Source organism: Paraburkholderia ultramafica, assembly GCF_902859915.1.
Classification (GTDB): Bacteria; Pseudomonadota; Gammaproteobacteria; order Burkholderiales; family Burkholderiaceae; genus Paraburkholderia; species Paraburkholderia ultramafica.
This window is the reverse complement of record NZ_CADIKK010000003.1, coordinates 330,196-341,358: the sequence shown is the minus strand read 5'-3', so window position 1 is coordinate 341,358 and position 11,163 is coordinate 330,196. Positions and strand designations below refer to the sequence as shown.

At 64.1% G+C, this 11,163-nt stretch carries 13 protein-coding genes and 2 pseudogenes; 10 read left to right on the top strand and 5 right to left on the bottom strand.

Annotation, left to right across the window (positions count from 1 at the left end; genetic code table 11):
- A pseudogene (locus HV744_RS05320) lies at nucleotides 1-181 on the top strand (threonine ammonia-lyase, biosynthetic); the annotation flags it as partial.
- A gap of 244 nt (nucleotides 182-425) precedes the next feature.
- Nucleotides 426-1,598, top strand: coding sequence for a 4-hydroxybenzoate 3-monooxygenase (locus HV744_RS05315; RefSeq protein WP_175148477.1), 1,173 nt, complete (start codon nucleotides 426-428; stop codon nucleotides 1,596-1,598).
- Between the two features lie 25 nt (nucleotides 1,599-1,623).
- On the opposite strand, the gene HV744_RS05310 is transcribed toward HV744_RS05315, so the two are convergent.
- Nucleotides 1,624-2,514, bottom strand: coding sequence for a helix-turn-helix domain-containing protein (locus HV744_RS05310; protein ID WP_175148476.1), 891 nt, complete (start codon nucleotides 2,512-2,514; stop codon nucleotides 1,624-1,626).
- A 225-nt stretch (nucleotides 2,515-2,739) separates the two neighbouring features.
- Between HV744_RS05310 and HV744_RS05305 the strand changes: the two genes are divergently transcribed.
- From HV744_RS05305 to HV744_RS05280, 7 genes and pseudogenes are all read left to right on the top strand, one after another.
- Nucleotides 2,740-3,591, top strand: a complete 852-nt coding sequence (locus HV744_RS05305) for an SDR family NAD(P)-dependent oxidoreductase (protein WP_175148475.1) — start codon at nucleotides 2,740-2,742, stop codon at nucleotides 3,589-3,591.
- 23 nt (nucleotides 3,592-3,614) lie between these two features.
- Nucleotides 3,615-5,387, top strand: a complete 1,773-nt coding sequence (locus HV744_RS05300) for an FAD-dependent oxidoreductase (RefSeq protein WP_175148474.1) — start codon at nucleotides 3,615-3,617, stop codon at nucleotides 5,385-5,387.
- Nucleotides 5,384-5,722, top strand: coding sequence for an NIPSNAP family protein (locus tag HV744_RS05295; RefSeq protein WP_175148473.1), 339 nt, complete (start codon nucleotides 5,384-5,386; stop codon nucleotides 5,720-5,722). The genes HV744_RS05300 and HV744_RS05295 overlap by 4 nt, the downstream gene beginning before the upstream one ends.
- Nucleotides 5,623-5,853 (top strand): annotated as a pseudogene (locus HV744_RS38410) (hypothetical protein); the annotation flags it as partial. The gene HV744_RS05295 and the pseudogene HV744_RS38410, both read left to right, overlap by 100 nt.
- A gap of 25 nt (nucleotides 5,854-5,878) precedes the next feature.
- Nucleotides 5,879-6,055, top strand: a complete 177-nt coding sequence (locus HV744_RS37125; protein WP_281363628.1) for an SDR family oxidoreductase — start codon at nucleotides 5,879-5,881, stop codon at nucleotides 6,053-6,055.
- Between the two features lie 189 nt (nucleotides 6,056-6,244).
- Nucleotides 6,245-7,672 (top strand): MFS transporter, encoded by a 1,428-nt coding sequence (locus HV744_RS05285; RefSeq protein WP_175148471.1) that lies wholly within the window; start codon nucleotides 6,245-6,247, stop codon nucleotides 7,670-7,672.
- A gap of 255 nt (nucleotides 7,673-7,927) precedes the next feature.
- Complete coding sequence (locus HV744_RS05280) at nucleotides 7,928-8,179, top strand: hypothetical protein (protein WP_175148470.1); 252 nt, start codon at nucleotides 7,928-7,930, stop codon at nucleotides 8,177-8,179.
- Here the strand turns inward: HV744_RS05280 and HV744_RS05275 are convergent.
- From HV744_RS05275 to HV744_RS05265, 3 genes are all read right to left on the bottom strand, one after another.
- The gene (locus HV744_RS05275) at nucleotides 8,176-8,424 is read right to left on the bottom strand and encodes a hypothetical protein (protein ID WP_175148469.1); all 249 of its coding nucleotides are present in this window, start codon (nucleotides 8,422-8,424) and stop codon (nucleotides 8,176-8,178) included. The genes HV744_RS05280 and HV744_RS05275 overlap by 4 nt on opposite strands.
- A gap of 78 nt (nucleotides 8,425-8,502) precedes the next feature.
- Complete coding sequence (locus HV744_RS05270) at nucleotides 8,503-8,889, bottom strand: hypothetical protein (RefSeq protein ID WP_175148468.1); 387 nt, start codon at nucleotides 8,887-8,889, stop codon at nucleotides 8,503-8,505.
- A 53-nt stretch (nucleotides 8,890-8,942) separates the two neighbouring features.
- Nucleotides 8,943-9,080 (bottom strand): hypothetical protein, encoded by a 138-nt coding sequence (locus HV744_RS05265; protein ID WP_175148467.1) that lies wholly within the window; start codon nucleotides 9,078-9,080, stop codon nucleotides 8,943-8,945.
- A gap of 529 nt (nucleotides 9,081-9,609) precedes the next feature.
- Here HV744_RS05265 and HV744_RS05260 point away from each other — a divergent pair.
- Complete coding sequence (locus tag HV744_RS05260; protein WP_175148466.1) at nucleotides 9,610-10,158, top strand: cytochrome b; 549 nt, start codon at nucleotides 9,610-9,612, stop codon at nucleotides 10,156-10,158.
- A 41-nt stretch (nucleotides 10,159-10,199) separates the two neighbouring features.
- On the opposite strand, the gene kdgR is transcribed toward HV744_RS05260, so the two are convergent.
- Complete coding sequence (gene kdgR, locus HV744_RS05255; protein ID WP_175148465.1) at nucleotides 10,200-11,066, bottom strand: DNA-binding transcriptional regulator KdgR; 867 nt, start codon at nucleotides 11,064-11,066, stop codon at nucleotides 10,200-10,202.
- Nucleotides 11,067-11,163 lie beyond the last annotated feature (97 nt).

Below are 11,163 nucleotides of genomic sequence, written 5' to 3'. Positions count from 1 at the left end.
GCCGAACTGGAACATCAGCCTGTTCCACTACCGCAACCAGGGCGCGGACTACAGCTCGATCCTGGTCGGCATCCAGGTGCCCGCGAGCGAGACCGAGGCGTTCGAGCGTTTCCTCGCGACCCTCGGCTATCCGAACTGGGAAGAGACGCAAAACCCGGTGTATCGGCTGTTTCTTGCGTAGCAGAAGAGATCGGGGTTTACCTTGAGGCCGCGCAACACAATGTGATTGCGCGGCGATCTCCCAAATACGCCACAAGCTCCGCCTGGACGGCGTTAGCGCGCGTTGACACCCGTCAACGCCAGTGTCGCGGGTACGCCGTCTATCGCCATAAACGATACAGCCTATGCGCCATATCGCGTTGCGCGATACCGCGTCGGATTGTCACACTGAGCGCAAATCAATCGCCGCGTTCAGGGGACAACTCATGCGCACTCAAGTTGGCATCATCGGTGCCGGGCCTGCGGGCCTGCTACTTTCCCACCTTCTTCATTTGCGCGGTATCGACTCCGTCGTGCTCGAAACGCGCAATCGCGACCAGATCGAATCGACCATCCGCGCCGGCGTGCTCGAACAGGGCACGATGGACCTGCTGACCGAAGCCGGCGTCGGCGCGCGTATGAAGGCCGAAGGCGCGCTGCATCACGGCTTCGAACTGGCTTTCGAAGGCAAGCGCCGGCGTATCGATCTGACCGGACTCACCGGCCATTCGATCACGGTCTACGCACAGCACGAAGTGCTCAAGGATCTGGTCGCGGCGCGCGTGGCCGCGAACGGGGCGCTGCGTTTCGGCGTGTCGGAGACGTCGATTCACGGCATCGATTCCGACAAGCCGTCGATCCGGTATCGCCACGAGGGTGAAACTTGCGAACTGCAATGCGACTTCGTGATCGGCTGCGACGGCTCGCAAGGCGTTTCGCGCGCGTCGATTCCGCAGGCGCTGCGCAAAGACTACGAACGCGTCTACCCGTTCGGTTGGTTCGGTATCCTGTGCGAAGGGCCGCCGTCGTCGGACGAATTGATCTATGCGCGTCACGAACGCGGCTTCGCGTTGGTCAGCACGCGTTCGCCGAACGTGCAACGCATGTACTTCCAATGCGATCCGAAGGACTCGGTCGAGAACTGGTCCGACGATTGCATCTGGGCAGAACTGCATGCACGGGTCGATTCGCACGACGGCCAGCGGATCGTCGACGGCAAGATCTTTCAGAAGAACATTGTCGGCATGCGCAGTTTCGTGTCGGCCACGATGCAGCATGGCCGGCTCTTCCTGGCCGGCGACGCCGCGCATATCGTGCCCCCGACCGGCGCCAAGGGTTTGAACCTCGCGGTGGCCGACGTGCGTGTGCTGACCCAGGCACTGAACGCGTTCTACGTAGAAAACCGCACCGATCTGCTCGACAGCTATAGCGAAACCGCGCTCAAGCGCATCTGGCGCGCCGAGCACTTCTCGTACTGGATGACCAGCATGATGCACCGCATTGAAGGCGCATCGCCGTTCGAGCAGCAGTTGCAGGTGGCCGAACTGGAATACGTGACGACCTCGCGTGCGGCGGCCACCGCGATGGCGGAGAACTACGTGGGTGTCGCCGCCGTGTAAGCGGGTAGCGCGCGGCGCACGGGCGCTAGTTGAGCGATAGATCCCGATGCGCCGCAGCCTGAAACTCCGTAGGCGTGACGCCGGTCTGCTTGCGGAAATAGCGGCTGAAATACGCCGCGTCCTCGAAGCCGAGCGCATGCGCGATCTGTTTGATGGTCAAGCCGGAATAGACCAGATCGCGCTGCGCTTCACGTATCAGATGATCGTTGACGAGCGACAACGGTGAATGGCCGAGTTCGTCGCGGCAGATGCGCCCCAACTGCGCGGCCGTGACGCCGAGTTTCCCCGCATAGAACTCGATCGGCTGATGTTCGCGAACGTGCGCGGCGACCAGTTCGCGCAGCCGTTTGATCTGCGCCGCGCGGCGGTCGTTGACCGTCGTGCTGGCCGCCGACGCGGCGTCGGTCAAACGCGCCACTTGCACAAAAAGTGCAATCATCAACGACATGCCCGCGGCGATATGGCCGCGCGCACTGCCACGAAATTCCTGCTCCAGCAAACCGAACAGCGGCATCAGCGTGCCGTCGCCGACCTCGGGCCGCACCGGGATCAGCGCGGGCCGTTGCAGCACCGGTAACAGCCCTGGCGACACCGCCTTCGAGATCGATTCCAGCGCCCGTTGCGCAGCGGTAATCACGAGCCCGTCGATCTCCGGCGAAAACACGAAACCATGCACGGTCTGCGCGGGAAGCAGCACGAGGCACGGCGGTTCGATCGCGAGCTTCTCGTTTTCGATCAGCACGTGGCCGGTGCCGCTGCGGATATAGAGAATCTGCAGCAGCGCGTCGTGCCGGTGAGCGGCGATGTGCCAGTCGTTAGGACGGCTGCGCTCGACAATCCATTCGAAATTGAACGCGTCGTACCACGGCGGCCGCGCTGACTCTCCGTACAAGTCGTAGTTAGGGATTTTACTCATGCCGTTTTGTCTCCTGTCGACCAGAGTTGGCGCTTTAGCGTTTACTCTGGTCCCATGCACGATAGTTGCGGTGTACGAATTGTCCTGCGATGCGCTGTCTTTGTCCAATCTCCGCCGCACTCGCGTCGCTATACTTTTTTACATGAAAGGCACGGTTTAAGTTAACAGCGCGGCGGCGATGCCAGCCCGCGTACCGTACCGGCGATCAAAATCATGGAGATTCGGATGACTAAGCAAATAAATCGGAGCGACGGCGATGCAGGCGTGCAGCACTGGCTCGAACTGGAGGGCAAGGTCTGCGTGGTGAGCGGCGCGGCCGGCGGCATCGGCAGCGCGATCGCTCACGTGCTGGGCCATGCCGGCGCGCGGGTTGCGCTGCTCGACCGCGACGAAGAAAAGTGCCGCGCGCTTGCGCACACGCTGAACGCGAAGGGCATCGAGGCGCTCGCGCTGGCCTGCGATATCGGTGACATCTACAGCGTGCGCGGCGCGGTGACGGGCGTCGAATCAGCGTACGGCGTGGCCGATGTGCTGGTGAACAATGCCGGACTGCTGCGCCCGGGCGGTATCGAACAGATCGGGCTGGACGCCTGGAACGCGATGCTGCGCGTGAACCTGACCGGCTACATGCTGTGCTCGCAACAGTTCGGCCACGGCATGTTGAAGCAGGGCGCGGGCGCGATCGTGCACGTCGCTTCGGTGGCCGCGCATCATCCGCAAACCTACAGCGGCGCCTATAGCCCCGGCAAAGCCGGCGTGGCGATGCTGTCGAAGCAGCTCGCGGCGGAGTGGGGGCCGCGCGGCATCCGCAGCAACACGGTGTGTCCGGGCATGATCCGCACGCCGCTGTCCGCTGCGTTCTATGAGCATGGTGATATCGAGCGCCGCCGCAGCGCGATGACGGCAAGCCGCCGCATCGGCGAGCCCGGCGACATCGCCGACGTCGTCGCGTTTCTCGCCAGCGCTCGCGCCGCGTATGTGAACGGCGCGGAGCTCGTCGTCGACGGCGGGCTCGAAAGCATGCTGATGGATCTCGTGCCGCGCCCCGGCTTCGAAGCCACACCGGCTGCCCGCTAAGCCCTCGCACAAGGACGCACATCATGACTAACGCTATAAGCAAAGCTGCGCTGACCTGCGACGTGCTCGTCATCGGTTCGGGCGCGGGCGGTCTCGCGACGGCCATCACCGCGCGCAGGCAGGGACTCGATGTGATCGTGATCGAGAAGGAGCCGTTCTTCGGCGGCACGACCGCGTTTTCCGGCGGCGTGCTGTGGGTTCCTGGCAACCGTCACGCGAACAGCAACCACGTGAGCGATACGCGCGAAGCGGCGCTCACCTATCTGCGCAACGAGACCGGCGCATTTTTCGACGCTGCCGCCGTCGACGCGTTTCTCGACACCGGCCCGCGAATGCTCGACTTCTTCGAGCGCGAGACCACCGTCAAATTCGTGCCGACGCTGTATCCCGACTATCACCCGAACGTGGGCGGCGGTGTTGATATCGGCCGCTCGGTGGTGGCCGCGCCGTTCGATGCGCGTGCGCTCGGCAAGGACATCGTGCGTCTGCGGCCGCCGCTGAAAACGATCACGTTCATCGGCATGATGTTCAACTCGTCGAACGCCGACCTGAAGCACTTCTTCAACGCGACGCGTTCGCTGACTTCCGCGCTCTACGTGGCGAAGCGTCTCGCCAGCCATCTGAAGGATCTCGCGCTGTACCGGCGCGGCGTGCAGATCACGAGCGGCAACGCGCTCGCCGCGCGTCTGGCGAAGTCCGCGCTCGACCTCGGCATTCCGATTCACACGAACACCGCGGCGCGCGAGTTGACCGTCGCGGGCCAACGCGTGACGGGCGCGCTCGTCAGCGGACCGGACGGCGCGATTCGCATTGCCGCGCGGCGCGGCGTCGTGCTCGCGTGCGGTGGCTTTTCGCATGACGTGGCGCGCATCGCCAAAGCGTACCCGCACGTGCGGCGCGGCGGCGAACACGTGTCGCCGGTGCCGCCCGGCAATACCGGCGATGGCGTCGGCATGGCGGAACGGCTCGGCGCGAAAGTGGCGATCCGCTACCCGCAGCCGGCGGCCTGGATGCCGGTCTCGCGCGTGCCGATGCGCGATGGCAGCGTTGGCGTGTTTCCGCATCTGCTGGATCGTTACAAGCCAGGGATCATCGGCGTGACGCGCGCGGGCAAACGCTTCACGAACGAAGCGAATTCTTACCATGACGTCGGCGCGGCGATGATCGAAGCGTGCGCGAACGAGCGTGAAACCGCGATGTGGCTGATCTGCGATCACGCGACGATCCGCAAATACGGGCTCGGTTTCGCGAAGCCCGCGCCGGTCCCGCTCGGGCCGCTGCTGCGCAACGGCTATCTGAATACCGGCCGCACGCTCGCTGAACTCGCGCGCAACGCGGGACTGGACGGCGCCGCGCTGGAAGCGACGGTGAAACGCTACAACGCCGATGCGATGCGCGGCGAAGACCCCGAATTCGGCCGCGGCACGACCTCGTTCAACCGCTACCTCGCGGACCCGGAGCATCGGCCGAACCCATGCGTCGCGCCGATCGGCGACGGGCCGTATTACGCGCTGAAGGTGGTGATGGGCGACCTCGGCACGTTCGACGGCATTTCGACCAAGGTGACAGGCGAGGTGCTCGACGAAGCGGGTGCGCCGATTTCCGGCCTCTACGCGGTCGGCAACGATCGCGCGAGCGTGATGGGCGGCAACTATCCGGGCGCGGGCATCACGCTCGGCCCGATCATGACCTTCGGCTATATCACCGGCCGCCATCTGGCGGGCGTCAGTGAAACCGATGCGAACACCGGCAAGCGCGCCGACGCAACCATCACGGTATTGAGGACTGGCACATGAGCAGCGGCAAACCTTTCGTCGATCACCGCATCTATACGATCCGGCCGCGCGGCATGGCGGGATTCATCGACGTCTTCGACCGGCTGGCCATGCCGATCCAGCTGAAGTATCTCGGTGCGCCGGTCGGCTTCTATATGAGCGACATCGGCGCGTTGAATCAGGTGGTGCATCTGTGGGGCTACGAGAGCATCGCCGATTACGACCAGCGCCGCACCGCGCGCGACGCCGATCCCGAATGGCCCGCGTATCTGCAGGCATCGGCGCATCTGATCGTCGCGCAGGAAAGCCGGATCATCAGGCGCGTCGATTTCAGGAGTCTGGCGATGCTTCGCTAGCGGTATGCGCGTCATTCAGGAGGAGACACAACATGATCGATCAAACACGACGCGTCGCGCTCGTGACAGGCGGCGCGAACGGCATCGGCTGGGCCACCGCGCAACGCTTCGCGCAGCAGGGCTATAGCGTGGCCGTCGCCGACCAGGAGGCGGAGCGTGCTCGCGAACGCGCGCAGCAGCTGGGCGCGGCGCACGCCGATGGGCCGGCTCGCGCGGCCGGAGGAAATCGCGCGGGCCATCAGCTTCCTCGCGTCGGACGCCGCGAGCTACATCACCGGCACGGTGCTGAGCGTGGATGGCCGCTGGCATGCGTACGGCGCAGCCGACGGCTGACAGCCCACGCGAGCCGGATGCGGGTCAGGCACCGGCAACCGCATTATCCATAGTATTCCGAACAATAAAAAACATCACCTTGTCCTGTCACGGAGACATCGCAATGAAGAAGCCCCAACCAGGCAGGGCGGAAGTCCTGCACCCGTACGACCCTGAAACACGTTTTGCCCACGCGCAAGGAGACGTCAAATGACAAGCGCCAACCGCAGTGTGGATGTTCAGGCCTTCATCGACGAACAGCGCTTCTCGCCATTTCAATGGACGATTCTCGTGCTGTGCTTTCTGGTCGTCGCGGCGGATGGTTTCGATACGGCCGCGGTCGGCTTCATCGCGCCGTCGCTGGTGCAGCAGTGGGGCATCGCGCGCAGCTCGCTCGGCCCGGTGATGAGCGCGGCACTGGTCGGGCTGGGTATCGGCGCGCTCGCGGCCGGTCCTTGCGCGGATCGTCTCGGGCGCAAGACGGTGCTGGTGTTGTCGGTGTTCTTCTTCGGCGTGTGGAGTCTCGCGGCGGCTCGCGCGACGTCGATCGAAGCGCTGACGCTGCTGCGCTTTTTCACCGGACTCGGTCTCGGCGCGGCGATGCCGAACGCCGTCACGCTGATGTCCGAATACGCACCCGCGCGAATCCGCGCGGTCGCGGTCAACGCGATGTTCTGCGGTTTTTCCTGCGGACTCGCGATCGGTGGCCTCGCTTCCGCATGGCTGATTCCGCATTTCGGCTGGCCCAGCGTGCTGGTGGCGGGCGGCGTCGGCCCGATCGTGCTGACCGTGCTGCTGGTTCTGATGCTGCCGGAGTCGGTGCAGTTTCTCGCCGTGCGCAGGCAGGCGGATCAGCGCATCGCGCGGATCTTGCAACGCATTGCGCGGCAGAATCGCTTCGACGGATGCCGCTTCGTGGCGGTGGATGCGCGCGCAGGCCGTGAATCCACGGCGGGCAGTGCGAATAGCGCGAATGAGCGCGGCAAGCCAGGCGCGCGTGGCCAATGGGCGCTCGCCATCGTGCTCTCGTCACGCTACCGCTTCGGCACGCTGATGCTGTGGCTCGCGTATTTCATGGGGCTGCTGATCTACTACCTGCTCACCAACTGGCTGCCGACGCTGTTCAAGGACACCGGCTTCTCGGGCGAAAAGGCCGCGTTGATGACGTCGCTCTTTCCGCTCGGCGGCGTGCTCGGCAATCTGTGTGTCGGCTGGATCATGGACCGCTTCGCCGGCCATCGCGTCGTCGCGCTGACCTATGTGCTGGTGGGCGTGCTGGTCCTGCTGGTCGGACGCGGCGTCGGCCATCAGGTCTGGCTCGGCACCCTGATCTTCCTCACCGGCACGGTGGCCACCAGTGCAGTCACGTCGATGTCGGCGCTGGCCGCGAATTTCTACCCGACGCGTGCGCGGGCGACCGGCGTCGCGTGGATGCTGGGGATCGGCCGCGTCGGCGGCGTGGCGGGCGCGCTGGTCGGCGCCGCGCTGATGGGGCTCGGCTGGCAGTTCGGCGCGGTGTTTAGCCTGCTGGCCGTGCCGGCGGTCATCGCGGCGAGCGGCGTGTATCTGATGATGCGGCGCGCGACGTCCGACGAAGCGTCGTCTGACGGGGCCGTGGCTGCTGTCGCGGTCAAATGACAGCTGCGTTGTAAAAGGGCGTCGCGCCATGGGAGACCGGCTGCTCAATCCTGTCGGCGGGAATTCGATAACGTGCCGCCGCACCCGGGCGCGATGACTTCTCGATGAGCAGCGGCTTCCATTGTGATCTGAAACACAACAGTGAATTCAGGATTAGCGGATTTATCCGGTCACGCCAGGCACCTACACTGGCTCCACCGCTGCAATAAGAGTCACGTCAGCAGCGCATGCGGAGACAATCCCCGGAGGTGGTTCATGAAGTCGTTCATTCACGCCGTTGCTCTCGCTGTCGTTCTCGCCGCGCCGGTTGCGTCGTTCGCGCAGTCGGCCAGTCAGCCTGTTTCGCAGGACCCGCAGGCTGCGCAGACGCAAGCCGCGGGTCAGCAGCACGCGGATCAAACCGATAACAGCGGATATGGCGCGGGCAACCACGGTACGTGGCAAGCCGGCCGCGGCACCGACACGACGGTCAGCTCCTACTCGCCGCCGATCTACAACGCGCGCTAGGGCGTGTTCAGCAACGCCATCTCGTTGCGCAGCAGCGCGAGCAGATCGTCGTCGCTAGGCCGCGTGCCCCAATGCCGCGCACCCGCCACCGACGCAATCGCCATCCACGAATGAGGCGGAAACCATTCGCGCAACAGTGTGCCGTCCTGGCGCAAACACAATTGGCCGGTCTGTTCGCTGTATTCGGCGCTGATGAGCGTGCCATCGATGTGCGCCGTTACTCGTCTTGGATCGTTGCGTAGCAAATCGTCGCTCCTGCAAAAGGGGGGGCGCGAATGCCAGCGCGGTACGGCTGCGTCATCGACGCGGCCGTCGCCCGTGCATCAGTGATCGCCGTGCCCGTGGTCGTGGTCGTCGCCATGGCCATGGCCATGCCAACCGTTGTCGTGGCCGCGCGGGTCGCCGTACGGACCGCGGGCGTCATGCCACTCGCGCCGGTCGTGATGATGCTCTTCCCACTCGCGTCGTTCCCAGTAGCGGTGGCCGTCGTAATAGCGCTCGCCGTACCAGCCCGGGCTCACCACGACCACTGGCGGCGCAGGCACGTATACCGGCGGTGGCGGCGCATACACCGGCTCGGGCGCGTAAGCGACACCCGGAACGCCGATGTTCACACCGACATCGATGTGGGCCAGCGCGGCCGACGATGCACCGATTCCCAAGCCTGCAACGATCCCCAACGACAACCAGCGGGTTCGTGAATTGCTCATGTTTTATTCTCGGGTTCTACGATTGAGAGTGGGGGTTGTTGCGCGTGATGCGCTTAGTAATGGTCGCGATCGCGATCGTGGTCGTAATGGTGGTCATGATCGTGATAGCCGCCATCGGGGACCACGATGCAGCCGCTCAACGCGCCATCGAGCGTTGCCGCCAGGATGGCCAGTGCAAATATTCTTTTCATGACGTTGCTCCCTATTGCTTGTGACCCGAACTCTACTGAGCGGCGGTATTTCCGTTGTGTTTGTGTGTAACAGGACGTGTCGATGCGCTCGCGTGTTGGTCACAGGTGCCGGGCGCAAGCGCAGCGATGTCGGCGCGCCATATCGAGCCGTTGGGAGATCGCGGGACCGGTGGCAAGCTATTGAGCACGCTATGAAAAAAACGCCGCCTTCGGGCATTGCGCGTGGTTGGACGTGTTGAACGATTGACGCATCAACAGCCGGTAAGTGGACGACATCGCGTTTCGCCGCGGATAGGTCGGGCGGATACATTCAGTTGCAGACTGGGGACGTGAGGCGGCATCGTGGACGACCGCTCGCTTGTCCTGCGTGCCCATCTCTATTTTCAAGACAGGACGGGGCGGGGCGCCATCAGCTTCTGTTAAGGTTCGATCTGTAGCATTCGTAATACTTTCGCCCAGCATTCCCGCATACCGATGCGAGGAGGCTGTCTTCAACCGATAGCGATACGATGGTCAAACAACTCTGATTATGCGATCCGACGAAAGCACCTTGCGCTACTACACAGCGGGCTATAACGGCCTGGCGAAGTTTTTTCACTGGCTGGTGGTCATATTGATCGCCGCGCAGTTCGTGATCGGCTGGACCATGCCGGATATCCAAAAGGACACGCGCCCGGAAGGACTGATCGCCTGGCATCTCGGCGTGGGTGCAGCGCTGATCGCCGTGGTGCTGCTGCGGATCATCTGGCGTCTCGTACATTCGCCGGCGCCGGCGCAAGTGTCGCCGTTTCTCCGCGTGGTGTCGCATATCACGCATGGGCTGCTCTATCTCGCGCTATTGGCTGTGCCTTTGCTGGGGTGGGCCAACGCGTCGTCGCGCGGCTGGTCGGTCAAGCTGTTCGGGCTGTTGCCCTATCCGGCGATTGCGCCTGTCGGTTCGTCGGTCGGCTATGCAATGGGCGACATTCACGGCTATCTGGCGTGGGTGTTGTTCGCTTTGATCGCGCTGCATATCGCAGGGGCGCTGTTTCACCGCTTCATCCTGAAGGATCGCGTGTTGCAGCGGATGTTGCCTTGATGGCCACTCGCGACTAGCCACTCACCGCTAGCCGCGCGCCGCTATCCAGCGGCGGCGTGCGCCGTCGCTTCGCGATAGCCGAGCCGTGTCGAGATCGCGAGACCCGACTGCTTGAGCAGCGCGACGTAGTGCGACTTCGTGTCGGCGCCGCAGCGCATGGTCGGAAACGAAATCGACAGGCCGGCAATCACGCGGCCGAAGCGATCGAACACCGGCACCGCAATACACTGCAGTCCTTCTTCCTGTTCCTCGTTGTCCTCGCCATAACCTTGCTCGCGCACGTGCGGCAGGATGCTGAGCACCGCTTCGGCGCAGGTGAGCGTCTTCTGGGTCGACTTGCGGAATTCGACGTGCGAGAGCACGTCGCGCGCATCAAGCGGGTCCATCCACGCGAGCAGCACCTTGCCGATCGCCGTGCTGTGCAGCGGATTGCGTCGGCCGATCCGCGACTGCATGCGCAACCCGTAGTCGGCGTCGATCTTGTGGATGTAGATGATCGCGTCTTCGTCGAATGCGCCGAGGTGGACCGCTTCGCGCGTCACCTGGCCGATGCGCCGCATCTCGACGTCGGCCTCGCGCACGAGATCGACGCTTTCCAGCGCCTTCGCGCTGAGTTCGAACAGACGGATCGTCAGCCGGTAGCGTTCGGTTTCGACTTCCTGGGTCACATAGCCGAGCGCCTTCAGCGTCTGGGTCACGCGGTGCACGGTGGTCTTCGACATCGCGAGCCGTTGCGACAGTTCGCTGATGCCGATCTGTCCGCTGTCGCCGATCGTGCCCAGAATCGCGAATACGCGGCCGATCGACGACGCCGATTCGCCCCGTTCGCCGCCGCCGCAGTCGACTCTCTCCGCGTCCTGCATCTGCGCGGCGACGTCGTCTTTGCGCTGTTTGCCTGTTGCTGCCATGTCCGTCATCCCTATCTATGCGAACCCGCGCTGCTACCTTGCGCTGCCAACCTGCGCTGCTCACGTGCATTGCCGGCACACACCGTCAATCACGCTG